General features: G+C 41.9%; 24 protein-coding genes and 1 pseudogene. 7 read left to right on the top strand and 18 right to left on the bottom strand.

Annotated elements, in window-relative coordinates; genetic code table 11:
* Positions 1–72 precede the first annotated feature (72 nt).
* Both H3T84_RS07200 and H3T84_RS07205 read left to right on the top strand, forming a co-directional pair.
* Complete coding sequence (locus tag H3T84_RS07200; RefSeq protein WP_025331613.1) at positions 73–270, top strand: (2Fe-2S)-binding protein; 198 nt, start codon at positions 73–75, stop codon at positions 268–270.
* Between the two features lie 243 nt (positions 271–513).
* Positions 514–1155 (top strand): rhodanese-like domain-containing protein, encoded by a 642-nt coding sequence (locus H3T84_RS07205; protein WP_198218710.1) that lies wholly within the window; start codon positions 514–516, stop codon positions 1153–1155.
* A gap of 319 nt (positions 1156–1474) precedes the next feature.
* Here the strand turns inward: H3T84_RS07205 and H3T84_RS07210 are convergent, their stop codons facing one another.
* The 3 genes from H3T84_RS07210 to H3T84_RS07220 all read right to left on the bottom strand — a co-directional run bounded on the left by H3T84_RS07210 (position 1475) and on the right by H3T84_RS07220 (position 3068).
* Entirely contained in the window at positions 1475–1882 is a 408-nt protein-coding gene (locus tag H3T84_RS07210; RefSeq protein ID WP_174834228.1) for a GNAT family N-acetyltransferase, read from the bottom strand.
* Between the two features lie 112 nt (positions 1883–1994).
* Positions 1995–2432: an NAD(P)H-dependent oxidoreductase gene (locus H3T84_RS07215; protein WP_370524081.1), complete on the bottom strand. Its 438-nt coding sequence runs from the start codon at positions 2430–2432 to the stop codon at positions 1995–1997.
* A 207-nt stretch (positions 2433–2639) separates the two neighbouring features.
* Complete coding sequence (locus tag H3T84_RS07220; RefSeq protein WP_025331616.1) at positions 2640–3068, bottom strand: MerR family transcriptional regulator; 429 nt, start codon at positions 3066–3068, stop codon at positions 2640–2642.
* Between the two features lie 363 nt (positions 3069–3431).
* Between H3T84_RS07220 and H3T84_RS07225 the strand changes: the two genes are divergently transcribed.
* From H3T84_RS07225 to H3T84_RS07245, 5 genes and pseudogenes are all read left to right on the top strand, one after another.
* Complete coding sequence (locus tag H3T84_RS07225) at positions 3432–5000, top strand: hypothetical protein (RefSeq protein ID WP_198218712.1); 1569 nt, start codon at positions 3432–3434, stop codon at positions 4998–5000.
* A gap of 175 nt (positions 5001–5175) precedes the next feature.
* Positions 5176–5403 (top strand): annotated as a pseudogene (locus tag H3T84_RS12470) (DNA polymerase beta superfamily protein); the annotation flags it as partial.
* 266 nt (positions 5404–5669) lie between these two features.
* Entirely contained in the window at positions 5670–6068 is a 399-nt protein-coding gene (locus tag H3T84_RS07235) for a cupin domain-containing protein (RefSeq protein ID WP_198218714.1), read from the top strand.
* Positions 6069–6097: 29 nt separating this feature from the next.
* Entirely contained in the window at positions 6098–6424 is a 327-nt protein-coding gene (locus H3T84_RS07240; RefSeq protein WP_084548196.1) for a carboxymuconolactone decarboxylase family protein, read from the top strand.
* A 149-nt stretch (positions 6425–6573) separates the two neighbouring features.
* Positions 6574–7317: an SDR family oxidoreductase gene (locus H3T84_RS07245; RefSeq protein ID WP_084565262.1), complete on the top strand. Its 744-nt coding sequence runs from the start codon at positions 6574–6576 to the stop codon at positions 7315–7317.
* A gap of 322 nt (positions 7318–7639) precedes the next feature.
* On the opposite strand, the gene H3T84_RS07250 is transcribed toward H3T84_RS07245, so the two are convergent.
* The 15 genes from H3T84_RS07250 to H3T84_RS07320 all read right to left on the bottom strand — a co-directional run bounded on the left by H3T84_RS07250 (position 7640) and on the right by H3T84_RS07320 (position 19897).
* The gene (locus tag H3T84_RS07250) at positions 7640–8062 is read right to left on the bottom strand and encodes a F0F1 ATP synthase subunit epsilon (protein ID WP_041881260.1); all 423 of its coding nucleotides are present in this window, start codon (positions 8060–8062) and stop codon (positions 7640–7642) included.
* Positions 8063–8072: 10 nt separating this feature from the next.
* Positions 8073–9470, bottom strand: a complete 1398-nt coding sequence (atpD, locus tag H3T84_RS07255; protein WP_084548194.1) for a F0F1 ATP synthase subunit beta — start codon at positions 9468–9470, stop codon at positions 8073–8075.
* Between the two features lie 33 nt (positions 9471–9503).
* Positions 9504–10379 carry a F0F1 ATP synthase subunit gamma gene (atpG, locus tag H3T84_RS07260; RefSeq protein WP_025331623.1) on the bottom strand — a complete coding sequence of 292 codons (876 nt, stop codon included), beginning with the start codon at positions 10377–10379 and terminating at the stop codon, positions 9504–9506.
* Positions 10380–10403: 24 nt separating this feature from the next.
* Positions 10404–11948, bottom strand: coding sequence for a F0F1 ATP synthase subunit alpha (gene atpA, locus H3T84_RS07265; RefSeq protein ID WP_025331624.1), 1545 nt, complete (start codon positions 11946–11948; stop codon positions 10404–10406).
* A gap of 10 nt (positions 11949–11958) precedes the next feature.
* Entirely contained in the window at positions 11959–12495 is a 537-nt protein-coding gene (locus tag H3T84_RS07270) for a F0F1 ATP synthase subunit delta (RefSeq protein WP_078475494.1), read from the bottom strand.
* 4 nt (positions 12496–12499) lie between these two features.
* Positions 12500–12970 carry a F0F1 ATP synthase subunit B gene (locus tag H3T84_RS07275; RefSeq protein WP_025331626.1) on the bottom strand — a complete coding sequence of 157 codons (471 nt, stop codon included), beginning with the start codon at positions 12968–12970 and terminating at the stop codon, positions 12500–12502.
* Between the two features lie 64 nt (positions 12971–13034).
* Positions 13035–13265: a F0F1 ATP synthase subunit C gene (atpE, locus tag H3T84_RS07280; protein ID WP_025331627.1), complete on the bottom strand. Its 231-nt coding sequence runs from the start codon at positions 13263–13265 to the stop codon at positions 13035–13037.
* Between the two features lie 56 nt (positions 13266–13321).
* Positions 13322–14182, bottom strand: coding sequence for a F0F1 ATP synthase subunit A (gene atpB / locus H3T84_RS07285; protein ID WP_025331628.1), 861 nt, complete (start codon positions 14180–14182; stop codon positions 13322–13324).
* Positions 14179–14511 (bottom strand): ATP synthase subunit I, encoded by a 333-nt coding sequence (locus tag H3T84_RS07290; RefSeq protein ID WP_172338527.1) that lies wholly within the window; start codon positions 14509–14511, stop codon positions 14179–14181. The genes atpB and H3T84_RS07290 overlap by 4 nt, the downstream gene beginning before the upstream one ends.
* Before the next feature lie 206 nt (positions 14512–14717).
* Complete coding sequence (locus H3T84_RS07295) at positions 14718–15572, bottom strand: ParB/RepB/Spo0J family partition protein (protein ID WP_084548191.1); 855 nt, start codon at positions 15570–15572, stop codon at positions 14718–14720.
* An 87-nt stretch (positions 15573–15659) separates the two neighbouring features.
* Positions 15660–16430: a ParA family protein gene (locus H3T84_RS07300; protein ID WP_174832367.1), complete on the bottom strand. Its 771-nt coding sequence runs from the start codon at positions 16428–16430 to the stop codon at positions 15660–15662.
* Positions 16427–17062 (bottom strand): 16S rRNA (guanine(527)-N(7))-methyltransferase RsmG, encoded by a 636-nt coding sequence (gene rsmG, locus H3T84_RS07305; protein ID WP_174834233.1) that lies wholly within the window; start codon positions 17060–17062, stop codon positions 16427–16429. Before rsmG ends, H3T84_RS07300 begins: the two co-directional genes overlap by 4 nt.
* On the bottom strand, positions 17055–18947 hold the full coding sequence (gene mnmG, locus H3T84_RS07310) for a tRNA uridine-5-carboxymethylaminomethyl(34) synthesis enzyme MnmG (RefSeq protein WP_084551373.1): 1893 nt from the start codon (positions 18945–18947) through the stop codon (positions 17055–17057). Before mnmG ends, rsmG begins: the two co-directional genes overlap by 8 nt.
* 148 nt (positions 18948–19095) lie before the next feature.
* Positions 19096–19419 carry a hypothetical protein gene (locus H3T84_RS07315; protein WP_025331633.1) on the bottom strand — a complete coding sequence of 108 codons (324 nt, stop codon included), beginning with the start codon at positions 19417–19419 and terminating at the stop codon, positions 19096–19098.
* Between the two features lie 40 nt (positions 19420–19459).
* Entirely contained in the window at positions 19460–19897 is a 438-nt protein-coding gene (locus H3T84_RS07320) for a surface-adhesin E family protein (RefSeq protein ID WP_037394744.1), read from the bottom strand.
* Positions 19898–19977: the final 80 nt, after the last annotated feature.

Below are 19977 nucleotides of genomic sequence, written 5' to 3' on the forward strand. Positions count from 1 at the left end.
CTTGATAATAATAATGAAATCCACTATCATCTTTATCCACAAAAGAAACCAAACACACACAAAGGACAAAACATGTATGTTTGTCTGTGCAATGCCATTACAGATCGCCAGATAAAAGAAACTGTTGCTGCCGGCGCCTCAAGTCTCACTGATTTACAGGCTCAACTTGGTGTAGCCACTTGTTGTGGCTGCTGTGCTGATTTAGCCAGCTCATTCCTCTCCTGCCAACAGGATCGTCAGATTAATTGCACCAAAGCGGATAACACATAAAAATTTGATACTTATACGAATAATTAACCGCTATTTTCTTTACTACATTCTTTATTTATCAACCATTTCATATTTTTATTTTTTAACTAAATATAGATAACTTATTTATAATTATTTGCACTACCCGAATCAACAAAACCATATATTTTACATAAATCAACAAACAGGCATATAAGAACACATAAGCCTTTTGGTTTGTTTATTATGTTCAATATTTTGTTTTTTACTTAAAGGGAGCAATAAATGAAAAAGAATAATCTGATAAAACACTATTTTCTTACATCAAGCTTAGCGATATTAATTACATTAGCATTACCTGCTACTGCAAAAACCACTACCAGAGTTAATAAAGCTGAAGTTGATCGTTTATCGAATTATTTTATAGCTCAGGATAAATCAGTCAGCAGCAAAATTGATTTTGATGGTTACATGAAATTAGCCGAAGAAGTAAAACGATACAGAGCTAAAAGACTTCTTCCTTTAAACCAATTTTTGGCCAAATCCAAAAATTCAAAAACCATTATTTTGGACTCCAGATCTAAAGAAATGTATGACAGAAAACATTTGAAAGGGGCTATTCATCTGAATTTCTCCGACTATAATCAGATTAGCCTATACAGATTAATTCCAGATAAAAATACAACCATTCTCATTTATTGCAATAATAATTTTATAGATGACCAGGAAAACTTTGCCAGTAAAATGGCAGTAACACCAACAGACCTGAACGGACTGCCATCTTATCGTGATAAGATCAGTTTAGCCCTTAATATACCTACCTTTATTAATCTATACGGATATGGCTATCGTAATGTTTATGAATTAGCAGATCTCGTTTCTGTTAACGATAAAAGATTAGAATTTGAAGGTAGCGAAGTTAAATAAATCATTTATCCGCACAAATCATTAAACCCATCTATTCTGACTATTCACATGAATAGTCAGAATAGATGGCCGTACTTACTTTTTTTCTCTGTTGATTGAAACCATACTAAGTTATTAACTTGCTGGTAAATACCAATATCACCTTCAGGAGCAAAACAGGGATCTGCCCACAGCCCTGCCCTTATTTTGTGATTATCTGCCAATTCATCATGATACCGCCACTACACTTATATCTGAAAAACGCTGTTGTTGCCAAACCTGCTTGTCCGGCACCCGGCACGACAGAAGAATAATCAATAGCAACGAACTGTATTTACTATCATAACGGTTTCTTTAAAACCCATGCAGATGTATGAGCAGTAAAACCGATATGACCATAATAATCGACAGCCTGTGGCGCAGCAATTAAAACAATTCCGGCATTCTCTCCAGTATTTTTCTGAATTTCCCGAATCAACTGCTTACCAATACCCTGCTTTTGATAGTGCTCATCAACAGCCAAATCAGCCAGATAAGTAATATAAACAAAATCAGTTAAACAGCGCGCAATACCTACCAACTTCTGTCCGTCCCATGCTGTAATAATTAAATTTGCATTATTCAGCATAGACTGGAAACGGGATTTATCCGTAATCGGACGCCGCTCCCCCAGGCTGCAATTTCGGTAAAGATTCAGCGTTTCTTCGAGTTCGGGTTTGATATTAGAACGGTAAGCAATATTATTCATACATAATACCTCCAGTAAACGAACAAATTATTAACTTCACATACAGATACAGTGAAAAACTAATTTGTACAGATGAAACCAACTAATAACCCTGTTCATGGTTCAGCATACTTTAAAATGTGTTTAGAAACTTAATATAATCAGCAGCAATTTGATTGATTGCCTGCGGAGTAATGGTTACTAATGAAGCATCTGTATTAGCGCCAAACAAAGAAAATGCACCCTGATAATTTGCTTTAACATAATGTATAGTCATTTCATACGGACGCAGAACTGCTGTTAAATCGTAAGGTGCCTGATAATCCTGTTCCAAACTTCCCATAGAAACAGCCAAACCGATTTTTCGATCTTTAAGCTGAGTCCCGCGGGAACCATATGCCCATCCGTAGGTTAAAACATCATCAAACCACTGTTTCATTAGTGGCGTGCAGTTAAACCAGTAAACCGGAAATTGCCAGATCAGACTACCATATACCTCTACCAAAACCTGCTCTTTCTCCACATCAATCTTACCGTCCGGATAAGACTGATACAGCTCATGCACCGTAATTTTTCCGGAAAATTTTTTACTTCTTCAATCCAGCGTTTATTGACTAAAGAATGTTCAATATCAGAATGCGCTACAATAATCAGTATTTTTTCATTTTATTTCCCTTGGTTGTTTGATTACTAAATATAAATAAAAATTAGCTTATCCGAACACATCCGAATTTCAGTTTACAGTACAGCCTGCACTTTAGCCAGACAGAGCACAGTATTACAGACTATGGCCGTTGCTGATTAAATATTCAGCAAAACTCACCTGCTCAGATAAAAGACCCTGCTGCCGTCGCTGATACCATTCAATCTTGTCATTCAAAATCTGCAGATGTTTTTGCAGTTTTGCCTGCTGTTGCAAAAAATCATCACGGGTCTGTAACAACAACTCCAGCCGCTCAGCAATAGTTACATCACCCTGACTGCGCAGCAACACATACTGCTGAAGCTGTTCCATACTCATACCGGTATTTTTCAGATGCAAAATAAAACGCATCCAATCAACGTCCTTTTCGGTATAGAAACGACGCTGATTGACAGAGCGCTGCGGAGAAATCAGCCCAAGACTTTCATAATACCGGACAGTTGCCGGCGTTAATCCGAATATATCCGCAAAAGCACGGATACTGTATTGTTGTGACTCTGTCATTCTTATTCCCATCACTAAAATAAAGCTCAAACAACTTAAAATATCATTTCATATTAAAAACTAAGTAATAGCAAATCAGGCAAAACAAACAGACTGAGCAATAACTTGCTTGCCTAACCCTTTTAATGCGTAAAATAAAGAATCAATCTGTATAAAAATAGTAATAAAACTTTGATAATGAATAAAAAATATAATTTGAAATAGATATTCAGATAATAATACAGGAAAGCATATGCTTAATATATTGCTAAGGTATAATCAAACCACTACAGCAAAATCAGACAGTACTGGTAACCGTACTTAATTTTTACCAGAGATTAACACCATACATAAAACTCTAAAATATTAAAAATCTGAAAAATAATGGAATACCTGAATAATATTAATTGCCAACACTTTCCATTGGTATGGGATAACCATAAAACCAGTATTTATCAGTTTTTACTCCCTTATCAAAACGCGGATAAACTTCCCGAAACGGCCAAAATTCTGCCTGATCACTCCTTAGATAGTAGAAAAATAAAACAGGCAACAAGAATGAGGGATGGAATTACAAATTATCATAGTGCCTCTGCAGAACAAAGTTGTGTAGAAAAAATTTTAGCATTACTCACCAAAATAACTGCGCAACCTAATCAATCCGATATTGAAACACTTTACACCCTAGTCCAAACAGGACGAACCTTAAGTTATATTGAAGATTTAACTGAGGAAATACTTAAACTCATTATTGATTTTGATAAATTATACGAATTTATTTATTGGCTAGCACTTAATAGTCCGGATCGTGAAATCATTAAATTCAGTATTGCCATATTAGGATGTTTTACTACCGAACAAACAGAATTATTTTTGTTATTTGGTATGCATGAAGAATTTTCATTATATTCTGCTGGCGCATTACAAAATACACTATCATCTGAAACCGATATTGAAAATGCCTTGCTGACATTAGCAAAAAAAATTGATGGTTGGGGGCGTATCCATATCATTTATCGATTAGTAACATATCCCTTATCATCATCAACAAAAGACTGGTTACTAAGATCCGGCTATCGAAATAGTTTGATGAATGAATATCTTGCTTATACCTGTGCAATGTCAGGTGAATTAGATAAAGCTTTAGCGCATGAAACCATTGATAGTGAATTAATCAGCTCCACAAGTGAAATTATTGAAGCGCTGATAAACGGCGGACCCACTCAGGATATGCATAACTATGCTGCTGGTGCTAAAGTCTGTCTAAATTATTTAACTCATTTACTCAATCTACCAAATTTAACGGATCTGAAAATATTACGAACCGTTTGGTTATTACACGATTTTGTGGTTAATAAAGTAAACCATTATTATCCTAACTGGGATACGCAAATCAAAAATCAAATAATCAACAAAGCAAATGAGGTTATTAAGCAGGATAAATGGTTAGACTTGCTTAAAAATACGCTGACAACTAATGATACGCAACAATTTCAGCTGGCTGCAAACCTTTATACACAATATGGCTTTGATGCATGGGAAGCACATTTTGAACATCAAAAAAATTATCATAGCGATCAGTGGCCTTATTTACTACTAAGTGATTCATTACCGAGAATAAAGCAAGTTATTCAATTAGCTAATCAACAATATGATTTTGCTAAAATCGCAACAGGCCCAGAATTGATCCATGAATATGAAACAGAAATTGACACACATAATTTATTAGATTTGATTTTACAAGAACTCAATCATTTTCCCGGTGTTGGAGAAGATTTAATATTAATCGGCTTGAATAGTCCGGTAATACAAAACCGCAATACAGCATTAAATACTATAGAAGCTTGGGATCAGTCATTTTGGTCAGAAAGAATTAAAATCGCAATCCAAGAACTGGCAATTATTGAACCTGATGAAAAAACTAAACACAGAATCATCACGTTATTAACTTAACACAATGATTGATAGCCTTATTCTTAAAACAATCTTTATAAAATTAATTAACAGAGATGTTTATTACATAGGCAAAACCGTATTAAACAGAACTGACTGCATTAGAGCAGTAAAATAATATCAAAATTATTTTGTCTGCGAATCTGGCAGCCTCACTTAGTGATTTCCTTTACCAAGTAGTGATTATGATGTGGGTTTTATATATGTTCATCCGTTTGCTAAATACTTATTAATTGATAATCCGGCTTCTCTTTTGACTCTTCCATTTAATAATAAATTGGATTTACATAGTTTGGATTTGAAAAAACCTTACAACTGCTTCGAAAATCGAATACTACGCCTTTTGAGTAAAAGATTAAGCAAACCTATCAATATAATAAATCAGTCCGAATGGTCAAAATAGATAGTAGACAAAATCTCAAAGAATAAGAAATTCGCGGCACCAAATATATTTAAAAAGCATATTTTTCGTTACATCTATGATGAAGATAGATATTCTTGAAACAACTGCTATACTTCTAAAACTAAATCTACAATCTTATAACTTTAATCTTTGCATAATTAAAACTATATCTAAAGTTGATGGTTCTGGTTCAATACAAAATAACTCTTGAGTTAAAGTTAACTTTAAGTTTTATACTCAAATACTGATAACAACAGGAGTTAGCCATGTCTACAGTATTCAAACAGATCTTTCCGCAAGGCAAGATTAATATTAATTATGCACAATATTTTATCGGCCAAAGCTATTTATGTAACTTAGCCGCTATCGATGAACAAATAGATGTCGATGTTAGCAATGTTACTTTTGAGCCGGGCTGCCATAATCACTGGCATAAACATCTGCATGGCTATCAGATTCTGCTTGTTACAGCAGGACAAGGCTGGTATCAGGAAGCAGATAAACCAGCGCGACTGCTAAATCCAGGGGATTCGGTAATCATTCATGCCGGAGTCAAACACTGGCATGGTGCCACTAAAGACAGCTGGTTCAGCCATATAGCCATTACTAAAGGTCAAAGTGAATGGCTGGAACCGGTAGACAGCAGTGATTACAACAATCTTTAACTGATTTTTTTAATCTATAGGAGAAAACCATGAAAAAACAGACAGCAGGCCATGATTTATTAGGTGATTTTGCCCCCCAGTTTGCACATTTTAATGATGATGTACTATTTGGAGAGGTGTGGTCTCGCGAACAGCAATTACCAGCGCACCAGCGTAGTATGATTACTATTGCCGCACTGATCAGTGCCGGTAACTTTGAGCAGTTACGCGCGCATTTAAACATCGGACGACAAAACGGTATTACTGAAACTGAAATCGTTGAGATTATCACTCATCTGGCTTTTTATGTTGGCTGGCCCAAAGCATGGTCAGCATTTAATCTGGCTAAAGAAATATATCACGATACTAAAAAGTAATCTGTGCAATAATGATCATATCAAACAAATTAATTGTCAGATTATAGACTTATTTGCAAACTATTCTGATTTGTTTGAAGACAGTAAATGCCGGTTTATTAAATTTTCTGCCGGTAATGTTCAATTTTACAATCTGCAAAGGAATAAATATGAGTGTTCAGAATAAGGTTGTTATTATTACCGGTGCATCATCCGGTATTGGTGCGGCAACAGCCCGCTTACTGGCTCGGAACGGAGCTAAAGTTGTTCTGGCAGCACGCCGTGAACAGCAACTGCAATTATTGCAACAGGAAATTACTCAATCTGGCGGTCAGGCAGTTTATCAGGTTACAGATGTGCGCCAACCGGAACAACTGCAGACACTGGTCGAACTGGCACAAAAACATTTTCAGGGCGTTGATGTGATATTCAATAACGCCGGAATCATGCCTAACTCACCAATCAGTGCCGTTCAAACTCAACAGTGGAATGACATGATTGATATTAATCTGAAAGGTGTGCTAAACGGTATAGCTGCAGTGATGCCGATTTTTACTAAACAAAAATCGGGACATATTATTACCACCTCTTCTATAGCCGGTATCAAAAGCTTTATGGGTTGTGGTGTTTATGGAGCCACCAAATTTGCTGTACGCAATCTGATGGAAGTGATCCGGCAGGAAAGTGCAACCGAACAAACCAATATTCGCACCACTACCCTATATCCGGCTGCAATCAATACCGAGCTTTTACAAAGCATTACCGATACTGCTGTTTTACAAAGTATGACTGAACTCTATAAACAGGTAGGCATCAGCCCTGACGCCATTGCGCGCGTAGTAAATTTTGCTATTGAACAACCTGAAGATACCAATATTAGTGAATTAACTATTTATCCGACTAAACAAGCATAGAAGTTAAATGTAATTTACCAACAAGAGTGTAATATTCATCTGTTTGAGCCGATATTACACTCTTATTACGTGAGCTGATACGGAGTGAATCACGATCATTTATATTTTTTCTTCATATATAGCATAGTTGCCTGTATGCAATAAAATATTCAGCATAATCAGATACCATTAAACAACTAAATGATGTATATCTAATGAATTCATTGTTGATAACATTCGATTGAATCTGTGCAGATATAAAAAGCCCGGACAAATTGTCCGGGCTTTTCAACATCTCAGTCAGGCAATCAGATAGTTATAGATTGATTGCCATCAAAGTTGTTTATTTTCGATGCGTGCGCAAGTAGTCCAGCGTTTTCAGTTGGGCAATTGCCGCAGCTAAAGCCACATGTGCTTTTACCAGAGAAACATCATCTTTGGCTTCATGTATACCTGATTCTGCTGCTTTTTTAGCCTCTTCGGCACGCTGCTGATCCATTTCTTCACTGCGAACGGCCACGTCCGCCAACAGCGTAAGCTTATCCGGCTGTACTTCCAGGACACCACCTGATACGGCTACAAGAATTTCTTCTTTCTGGCCAGGCACTGTCAAACGCAGGGCACCAGGACGCACCAGGCTCATAATGGGTTCATGGCGAGGATAAATACCAAGCTCACCTTCCAGAGTAGGCACGACTACAAAACTTGCTTCTCCGGAGTAGATGCTTTCTTCATTGCTCACCACTTCCACTTGCATGGTACTCATCAAGTGCTCCTTAGTTTAGGGTTTTCGCTTTTTCAGCAGCTTCTTCGATATTGCCTACCATGTAGAAAGCCTGTTCCGGCAAGTGATCATATTCACCGCTCAGAATAGCCTTAAAGCCGGCAATAGTATCACGCAGAGATACATATTTACCCGGCGCACCGGTAAATACTTCCGCTACGTGGAAAGGCTGTGACAAAAAGCGCTGAATTTTACGCGCACGGTTTACAGTCAGCTTGTCTTCATCAGACAATTCATCCATACCCAGAATTGCAATAATATCGTTTAATTCTTTGTATTTTTGCAGAGTAGTCTGTACACCGCGTGCAACATCATAATGTTCCTGACCGATTACAGCAGGATCAAGCTGACGGGAAGTGGAATCCAGCGGATCTACAGCAGGATAAATACCTAAAGAGGCAATATCACGGCTCAGCACGACTGTAGCATCCAAGTGGGCAAAAGTAGTAGCCGGAGACGGGTCAGTCAAGTCATCCGCAGGTACATATACGGCCTGAATAGACGTGATAGAACCAGTTTTAGTGGAAGCAATACGCTCCTGTAAGCGTCCCATCTCTTCAGCCAGTGTCGGCTGATAACCCACAGCAGACGGCATACGTCCTAATAATGCAGATACTTCAGTACCGGCCAGTGTGTAACGGTAAATGTTATCGATGAACAGCAATACATCGCGACCTTTACCATTTTCATCTTTTTCATCACGGAAATATTCCGCCATGGTCAGCCCGGTTAATGCCACACGCAGACGGTTACCCGGTGGCTCATTCATCTGACCATACACCATCGCTACTTTATCCAGTACGTTGGAATCTTTCATCTCGTGATAAAAGTCGTTACCTTCACGGGTACGTTCACCAACGCCGGCAAACACAGACAAACCACTGTGTGCTTTAGCAATATTATTAATCAGTTCCATCATGTTGACGGTTTTACCCACACCGGCACCACCGAACAGACCAACTTTACCGCCTTTAGCAAACGGGCACAGCAAATCAATCACCTTGATGCCGGTTTCCAGCAATTCAGTAGAGCTGGAAAGTTCATCAAATTTCGGTGCCTGCTGATGAATAGAACGGGTAGTATCGGTTTTGATTTCTCCTGCTTCATCTACCGGGTGACCCAAAACGTCCATAATCCGGCCCAGAGTCGCTGTACCTACTGGTACGGTAATCGGAGCACCGGTATTGATTACGGCCATACCGCGTTTCAGACCATCAGAAGTACCCATCGGAATGGTACGTACAATACCATCACCCAGTAACTGTTCAACTTCCAGAGTTAAATCAGTATCAACCAGTTTAAGAGCGTCATACACATTGGGGATAGAATCATGCGGAAATTCAACGTCCACTACCGCACCAATGATTTGTACGATTTTGCCTTGGCTCATTATCGCATCCTAAGTTTATTTGACCTGTGCTGCTTAAACAGCAGCAGCACCGGCCACAATTTCTGACAACTCTGTGGTAATCGCTGCCTGACGCGATTTGTTATATATCAGACGCAATTCTTTAATGGCATTGCTTGCATTATCAGTAGCAGCTTTCATCGCTACCATACGTGCAGCCTGTTCGGCAGCCATATTTTCAGATAAGGCCTGATAAACCACAGACTCTAAATAACGGCGGACTAAAAATTCCAGCACCTGCTGTGGTGATGGTTCGTATACATATTCCCAGCCGAACTCTTTGCTTTCAGATACTTCATCCAGAACATTCTGACCAATCGGCAACAGGGTTTCCAGACGTGCTTCCTGACGCATAGTATTGATAAAACCGGCATAAACCAGATAAATAGCATCCAATTTACCTTCGGCATAGCGCTGGAAAATTTCCGTTAACGGACCTAATAATGTAGCTACTTTAGGTGTATCACCCAAACCCACAGCACTGGCAATGACATTCAAACCTACACGGTTACAGGCTGCCAGCCCTTTACCGCCCAGACACACAATCTCTGCATCCAGACCATTCTGCTCACATTCCTGCACCTTATGAAAGAATGCTTTTAAAATATTTGCATTCAATCCGCCGCACAAGCCTTTATCTGTGGTAATAACAATAAAGCCAACACGCTTGCTGTCATTATTACTGCGCAATAAAGGTACGTTATGAGTAGAGTGTGTTTGTGCCAGATGGCTCATCACCAGACGAATTTTATCGGCATACGGACGCGCCTGACGCATCCGTTCCTGAGTCTTCCGCATTTTAGAGGTTGACACCATCTGCATCGCTTTAGTGATCTTTTGAGTATTCTGAACACTGCGAATTCTGGTGAGAATCTCTTTTCCTACTGCCATTTCAGACTCCTTTCAATAACACGCTTACGCAAAGCTGTAAGACGATTTGAAGGTCTTCATGGCGTTGTCCAATGCTTTGGCATTATCATCGCTCAAAGCGCCGGTTGTATCAATGTCCTGTAACACATTCGGACACTGGGTACGCACATAGCTTAAAAATTCTGCTTCAAAGGCCAATGCTTTTGATACCGGCACATCATCATAAGAGCCGTTATTAATCGCCCACAGTGTCAGCGCCATTTCACCTGTGCTTAGTGTACTGAACTGCTTCTGTTTCATCAGTTCCGTCACAACTTCACCATGACGCAGCTGTTTACGGGTAGCTTCATCCAGATCAGAAGCAAATTGCGAGAATGCAGCCAGTTCACGGTACTGTGCCAGTGCCAGACGAATACCGCCGCCCAGCTTTTTAATGACTTTAGTCTGTGCTGCACCACCTACACGGGATACTGAAATACCGGCATTGATAGCAGGACGAATACCAGAGTTAAACAGGTCTGTTTCCAGGAATATCTGACCGTCTGTAATCGAAATTACATTAGTAGGTACGAATGCAGATACGTCACCGGCCTGAGTTTCAATAATTGGCAAAGCAGTCAGAGAACCGGTTTTACCTTTAACGGCACCTTTGGTCAGTTCTTCTACCTCATGTGCATTAATGCGGGAAGCGCGTTCCAGCAGACGTGAATGCAGATAGAATACATCACCCGGATAAGCTTCACGGCCTGGCGGACGACGCAAAAGCAGGGAAATCTGACGATACGCCACAGCCTGTTTAGACAGGTCATCGTATACAATCAGCGCATCTTCGCCGTTATCACGGAAATATTCACCCATACTGCAACCGGCATATGGCGCAATATATTGCAGTGCAGCTGCTTCTGATGCAGTGGCAGCAATAATGATGGTGTGATCCATGGCACCATGTTCTTCCAGTTTACGTACTACACTGGCAATGGAAGAAGCTTTCTGACCGATAGCAACATAGATACAGATAACACCGGTATCTTTCTGGTTAACAATGGCATCAAGTGCCACGGCTGTTTTACCAGTCTGACGGTCACCAATAATCAGCTCACGCTGACCACGACCAATCGGTACCATTGAGTCAATGGCTTTCAAACCGGTTTGCATTGGCTGATCTACAGACTGACGCGCAATCACCCCGGGAGCAATTTTTTCTACCGGAGCGGTGTGTGTAGTATTAATCGGACCTTTGCCATCGATCGGGCGGCCAAGTGCATCAACTACGCGACCAATCAGTTCACGGCCAACCGGTACTTCCAGAATTCGGCCGGTACAGGTAACTTCGTCACCTTCCTTAATATGTTCTGATTCACCCAGAATCACGGCACCTACAGAATCGCGCTCCAGGTTCATGGCGAGACCAAATGTATTGCCGGGAAACTCGAGCATTTCACCTTGCATCACGTCTGATAAGCCGTGAACGCGCACAATCCCGTCAGTTACAGACATTACAGTACCGCGGGTACGTAATTCTGAATCAACGTTCAGGTTTGCGATTTTAGCTTTAATCAAATCGCTAATTTCAGCAGGATTAAGCTGCATGAAAACTCTCCTAATTCATCAATGCCGTATGCAGGCTGTTTAATCTGCCTTGCACCGACAAATCCAATACTTGGTCACCAACTTCTACTTTTACGCCACCAATCAATTCCGGGGCAACCACCTGACGCGCTTTCAACCGGCTTTTGAAATGGGCTTCCATATCTAAAACGACTTGTGTAAATTGTTGTTCGTCAATGGGATAAGCCGTATATACAGTGGCCTCTTTTATGTCGTTTAGGGACAAAGCATAGTCTTGGAATAACGTATAAATTTCTGGCAAAACTGTTAAGCGTTTGTTCTGCGCTAACAGAAAGATGAAATTTTTTAATTCATCAGCCGGCGTAAAATCCACTAATGACAGGATTTGTTTTGCCTTTTCTGTGTATTCGCATTCAGGCTCGTCAATCAGTAACTGCACTTTAGGTTGCAGAATAATTTCAGCCAGTGTTTTCAGTTCGTCCAACCAAGACTCAATTTGATTCTGTTCTTGTGCCAGACTGAATAATGCCTTTGCATATGGTCTGGCTATGGTTGCGAACTCAGCCATGGGATTACAGCTCCTGTTTCAGGTTCGCCAGTAAATCAGCGTGACGTGAAGGATTAACTTCGCTGCGCAGGATAGATTCGGCACCTTTAACAACCAAATCAGCTACCTGCTGACGCAGTGCTTCACGGGCTCTGTTGGCTTCCTGCTCAACATCAGCTTTTGCCTGAGCCATGATACGGGCAGCTTCTTCTGATGCCTGCGTTTTGGCATCTTCAACAATCTGCGCGGCACGCTTTTCCGCATTGGCCACCATTTCGGAGACCTGACTGCGACCCTCGGCTAAGATATCAGCAACGCGTTTTTCCGCCTGAGCAAAATCGTTTTTCCCGCGTTCGGCAGCGGCCAAACCTTCGGCAATTTTGTCGGCACGGGCATCAAGTACTTTGACAATGGGTGGCCATACGAATTTCATCGTAAATAGCACAAACATGACAAAAACGAGTACTTGTGCAATTAGGGTTGCATTGATATTCACGATTAAACCTTTAGAATTTGTGTTTATTAATTAAAACAGTTAACAACCAGCAAATCCAAGTTTATCAGCCGCCAATTTTGGCAAAGTATAAGAATGATACGCCCAGGGAGATAATGAACGCAGCATCAATCATACCCATGATAATGAAGAATTTACCCAGCAATGAGTTCATTAATTCAGGCTGACGGGCAGAAGATTCCATGTATTTTGCACCCAGCATACCAATACCGATAGAGGCACCCATTGCAGAAATACCAATCATCAGACCACAAGCGATAGCGATTAAACCACCCATTTACTTAACTCCTTAAATATAAAGAAAAGAGAATACTACAACAAATAAACTGACCCTTAATGGGAATCGTGAGCCTGACCCAGATAAACAAAAGTCAGTACCATAAAGAGATAGGCCTGCAGGGCGATTACCAGAATATGGAATATAGCCCATGCCAGACCTGCAATTATCTGCAGGATAAACAGCACAACATCACTGACACCGGCGGCACCGGACATACCCCATGCACCACCCATTAAGGCAATAACCATAAACAGAATTTCACCGGCATACATGTTACCGAACAGTCGCATACCATGTGAAAGGGTTTTGGAGAAAAACTCAATAATATTCATCAGAAAGTTTGGGATAAACAACCAAACTTTGTTACCGAACGGCGCACTGAATAATTCATGAATCCAGCCACCCAGCCCCTTGATTTTAATATTATAAACAATACATAAAAACAAGACTGAAATAGCCATGGCCATGGTGGTATTCAGATCGGCGGTAGGCACTACACGCAGATAAGCATGATGATCACCGGTAGCATGCTGCCATGCCCATGGCAGTAAATCCACCGGCAATAAATCCATGATATTCATGAAGAGAATCCACATGAATACAGTCAGCCCCAGAGGAGCAATAATCTTACGAGATTTCTCGTTATGAATCATATCTTTGCAGATACCACTAACGAATTCAATTAGCAGCTCAATTGCAGCCTGAAAACGGGTTGGCACATCTGCTTTCATACGTCTGGCTGCTATAAACAAGATAGCAGAAGCGATTACACCGGTCAGAATGGAAAAGAATAGTGTATCCAGATTGAGAAATGAGAAATCAACCATATTTGTCTGATAATCTGGTGATTTCTGGGTGTAATTAATTAAGTGATGGCTAATATATTCGCCCGGAGTCATCTCTGTGCCGCTCATAATAACAATCTTTTTCTAAATGTGAACAATCCAGCCTGACTGACCAGTATTAGTCCTGTCAGGAAAGCAAACCAGTTAACAGCGGAATAGCATACATACACCAGCAACATCATCAGGCATATCATCAGAATTTTGCTAATCTCGGCCATTAACAGTGTTGCAGGTAATAGCGCCGGTAATTTTTTTGCAGCAATAATAGTTAATATCGCCAGTAATGTAGGTATCAGGTAACTCAACCCACCCAATACTGCTGACCAGATAGCAGAATAATTCCACAACCACGCGGACACGCAAACTGCGGCAAACAACATGACTGTTTGCCAAAACATGATCCACTTCATTCTGTTACCCTGAAAAACACTTCGGTAAGCTGCGATAATATAATCAACTAATACAATATCGTCAAGTAATTTTGTGAAATTTTGTTAAATTAACTACACCTAATTAATTAATTTTTCTATATATTTCTACAAAATTGCTTAAACTGATAACCCAACTAAACAATTTTGCCACAGTTAATTTCTGTTTGCATGAATTATTCTAGTCCTAGTTTCTGTAATAAATGACTTAAAGTTTCCGGATTATCAAATTGCAGAATAATCCGGCCGCTGCGCTGATTTTTACTTTGTACCTGCACAGGCACAGAAAAACGCTGCTCAAGCGCCGCTTCTATTTGTTGAACTTCACTGCTTTTTTCTGCCGGATGACGTTTGGCAGTCTCCGGTTTGGCCTGAATTTGCTGACAGCGACGTTCAACTTCCCGTACTGACCAGCCATTTTGTACCGCTTTCTGTGCCAGGTCAATCTGTTGGATTACCGGCAGAGTTAATAAAGCTCTGGCATGTCCCATTTCCAGCTGACGGCCATACATCAGATCCTGAACCGGTTGAGGAAGATTAAGTAAACGGAGACTGTTAGAAATACTGCTGCGGCTGCGACCGACTGCTTTGGCTACTGTATCATGTGTAAGTCCGAATTCATCTACCAGACGTTTCAACCCCTGGGCTTCTTCGATAGGATTCAGGTTCTGCCGCTGGATATTTTCAATCAGCCCCATTGCCAGCGCAGCTTCATCGGTAATGCTTTTGATGACTACAGGTATTTCCTGCAACCCGGCAAGCTGAGCAGCACGCCAGCGACGCTCACCAGCGATAAGTTCGTACTGATGCAGCCCCATTTCACGTACGATTACTGGCTGAATAACGCCCTGAGCACGAATTGAATCAGCCAGTTCCTGTAACCCTTCATCATCAATCTGGGTTCGTGGCTGATAACGCCCGGGAATAATATCTGTAACTGCTACTGTTGTTAAACGATCCCCTCCGGTAATATCGCTACCGGAACCAAGCAGGGCATCCAGTCCTGCACCCAAACCTTTTGCTTTTACCATGTATCGCTCTTTAATTTCCGGATTAACACCACATTGTGGCAAAGGCTGTTATTACATAAATACATTTAATTTATGCTTATTAACTGCTTATTTGCTGGTACGCAGCAATACCTCATCAGCAAGTGCCAGATAGGCTCTGGTACCAGTGGCACGAGGATCATATTGCAAGGCCGGCATGCCATGGCTTGGTGCTTCAGCCAGACGTATATTACGCGGAATCGGTGTACTGAACAGCTTATCGGGAAAGTGGGTACCCAGCTGTTCGTCCACCTGTTTTGCCAGCAAACTGCGCGGGTCGTACAGGGTACGGACAATACCTAAAATATCCAGTTGCGGATTGATGGCCTGGCGGATTTTACGAACTGTGGCAATCAGATCAGAAATACCTTCTAGTGCATAATACTCACACAACATGGGTACAATAATGTGCTGTGCTGCAACCAGACCGTTAATGGTTAATAAAGTCAGTGTCGGCGGGCAGTCAATGATAATGTAATCGTACTGGTCTGCCACCTGTGCCAGTGCATTTTTCAGGCGCATTTCCCGCGCCAATTCCTGCACCAGCTCCACCTCAGCACCTGCCAGAGCACGATTAGCAGACAAAACATCAAAGCCGCCATGCTGAGCAGAGGTAATAGCCTGCTGAATAGTTTCATTACCAAGCAACACAGCATAAACTCCGCTGGTTACATTGGCTTTATTAATGCCACTACCAGTCGTGGCATTACCCTGAGGGTCGAGATCAACTATCAGAACTCTGGACTTTTTTTCCACCAGCGAAGCGGCCAGATTAACTACGGTTGTAGTTTTACCTACCCCGCCTTTCTGGTTGGCTACTGCAATAATATGCGCACTCATGCACTTTCTTTCTTGCGTACCAGAACCATATGCCGCTCTGCATCCAGATGCGGTACACTGAGTTTATCTACCCGGATCAGCTCTGCATTTTCAGGTAACCGTTCAATTTCTTCATAGGGATAAACTCCCTTCATAGCCGCCCAGTAACCGCCTTTTGCCATCAACTGTTTAGTGATGGTAACAAAATCATTCAATTCAGCAAAAGCCCTGCTGGTAATGACATCGAACTGCTCACCAACCATGGCTTCTACCCGTGCCGTTATAACCTGCACATTACTTAAGCCCAGCTCGATTACTGCCTGTTGTAGAAATGATGTTTTTTTGCTGTTAGCATCAAGCAGGGCGACTGCCAAATCAGGGCGTGCTATAGCTACGGGTATGCCCGGCATACCACCGCCGCTGCCTACGTCAATCAGGCCTCTGGCATGCTCTACATAAGGCAAAAGAGTGAGGCTGTCGAGAATATGATGACTGATAACATCCTGATCATTGCGCAGTGCAGTCAGATTGTAGGTACTATTCCATTTTTTCAACAGCTCTACAAAGGCCAGTAATTGTAATTGCTGCGGAACAGTCAGTTCGATATTCATCTGCTGCAAACCTTGTTGCAACATAGTTTTCATGTCATTCATATTTTTTTGCTCCCTCAAAACCCCGTTTCAGATGCACCATCAGTAATGCGACTGCCGCCGGTGTGATACCGGATATACGTGAAGCCTGTCCAACTGTTTCGGGACGAAATTGATTCAGTTTTTGTTGTACCTCTGCGGAAAGGCCTTTTACCAGTGTGTAATCAATGCTGGCCGGTAATTTTAGTTTTTCCAGATTCTGACGGTGGCTGATTTCTTCATTTTGCCGCTCAATATAACCCTGATATTTGGCCTGAATTTCTACCTGCTCAGCCGCATCGGCTTCAAGTACTTCTTGCTGTGCATTAGGTAAAGTCATTAAGTCAGCATAGCTGACATTAGGCCGGCGCAGCATATCCAGTAAACTGGATTCTTTACTCAGTGGCTGACCCAGCACCCGCTGCTGATCACTCAGTGGCAGATTCAATGGTGTATACCATGTGTGGCTCATGCGTTGCAGTTCGCGCTCAACTGCTTCCTGTTTGCGCTGAAATATTTGCCATTGCGCATCATTTACCAGACCAACAGCTCGCCCCAGACCAGTCAGACGCATATCAGCATTGTCTTCACGCAATTGCAGACGGTATTCGGCACGACTGGTAAACATGCGGTATGGCTCAGTAACGCCTTTAGTAATCAGATCATCCACCAGTACACCCAAATAAGCCTGATCACGTTGCAATACCAGTGGTTCTGCTTCACGCAGATATAATACAGCATTGGCTCCGGCTAGTAAGCCCTGAGCAGCTGCTTCTTCATAACCGGTAGTGCCGTTAATCTGTCCGGCAAAAAACAGTCCGGCTATATTTTTGGTTTCGAGACTGGCTTTGAGATTACGCGGATCAAAGTAATCATATTCAATGGCATAACCGGGGCGCAGAATATGTGCGTTCTGTAATCCGGGCATTGAATGCACCAGCTTTAACTGAATATCAAACGGCAGACTGGTAGAAATACCGTTCGGATAATATTCGTGTGTTTTCAGCCCTTCAGGTTCCAGAAAAATCTGATGGCTTTCTTTATCGGCAAAACGATTGATTTTATCTTCTATAGAAGGGCAGTAACGTGGACCGACTCCCTCAATCTTACCGGTAAACATCGGGCTGCGGTCGAAACCACTACGGATAATATCGTGGGTGTGACTATTAGTATGAGTAATCCAGCAGGAAATCTGCTGCGGATGTATCTCCCGGCTGCCACGTACTGAAAATACTGGTGCCGGATTGTCGCCCGGCTGTTCTTTAAGCTGGCTGAAATCAATACTGCGTCCATCAATTCTTGGCGGGGTACCGGTTTTCAGACGTCCCTGAGGCAAATTCAGCTCTTTCAGGCAGCCTGATAAACGCTGGGCTGCCGGATCACCGGCACGACCACCGGCATAGTTTTCCAGACCAATGTGAATTTTACCAGCCAGAAAGGTACCTGCCGTCAGCACCACTGCACGACTACGGAACATAACGCCCATTGCCGTCATTACTCCGACAGCACGGCCATGTTCCACAACAATATCTTCTACCTGCTGTTGAAATAATTGCAGGTTCGGCTGATTCTCCAGCATGGAACGGATAGCTGCTTTATACAGAATGCGGTCGGCCTGTGCCCGTGTTGCACGTACTGCCGGTCCTTTTGATGCATTCAGGCGACGAAATTGAATACCTCCGTAATCAGCAGCCAGCGCCATTGCTCCGCCCAGCGCATCCAGTTCGCGCACCAGATGACCTTTGCCGATGCCGCCGATAGACGGATTACACGACATTTGTCCCAGAGTTTCGATATTGTGGGTAAGTAATAATGTTTGCGCGCCCATACGCGCAGCGGCCAAAGCCGCCTCTGTACCGGCATGTCCGCCGCCCACCACAATTACATCGTATTCAATCGGATAATTCATTTGACAACAGTTGATTCCATAGCATTGTTTTTTCAAGAAACAATGCCTGAGCAAAATAGTGCTATTTTACGCGAGCTGTTGCCATTTGTCAGGCATGTAAAAATGCAAAGAGATTTTTCACCCCGGCAGTTATTGCAGTCTGTCTGTTTTAACGGCCATGCACACCCTGCCATGCGGCATCCAGTCTGGTACCGGCAGCCTGTAATGCAGCATCAGCCTGCTGTCGCTGAACATCAGCCTGATTAAAATCATTTTGCAGACGGGTAACATTATCCTGTGCATTTTTCAGCTGTAACTGCGCCGATTGCAACTGAGTTTGCAATTGCAATGCTTTACTCTGGCTGGCACTTTGTGCTGACAATGCCGCCTGATAAGCTTTCTGAGCACTGAGTAATTCAACATCGGCAGGAGATTCAGCCCATGCCGTAACCGCCAGACCTAAAATCAACCACAAGCTATATTTTACTTTCATGCCTGCTAACTTTCTTAATCAGAATTAATCTTAATTAGAATTAATGTGCACATACATGCTGATATTGCTGTTCGGAAGCTGAACCACTGGTAATACCCATCGGGCGCAAATCTGTTTCACCAAAATGATCCTGACGAATCAGTTCGCCATGCGCATCCAGCAACTCTACATCAAGCACCCGGAATATTTTACGACTACAGTCAATCTGCGTTGTACTCAGTGCGGTTTTATAAGCCGGTGTATTACTGTAATACTGCTGTTTAGGGTCGATAACGGTTTTGCGATCGCGGAAAGTAACCAGATTACCCTGGCGTTTAATACTGCCGCTATCAAGCGCATACTGGATATTACCACTGGCGGATACACCAAGCTCAACCCAGCTGCCGCTGGCTTTCGGAACATTGGTGGTAGTACATGCAGCCAGAATAGCACAAACAGCCAAACTGGTTATCAGGTGACGGAAATAAATGATTTTCATGCTAATTCCTTGCAACAGCCATCAGGTAACTGTCGGAAATAAAGGTAAATTGCAGTACAATACCCGTTTCAGATTAAATG

It is taken from the genome of Snodgrassella sp. M0110, from assembly GCF_016101465.1.
Classification (GTDB): Bacteria; Pseudomonadota; Gammaproteobacteria; order Burkholderiales; family Neisseriaceae; genus Snodgrassella; species Snodgrassella alvi.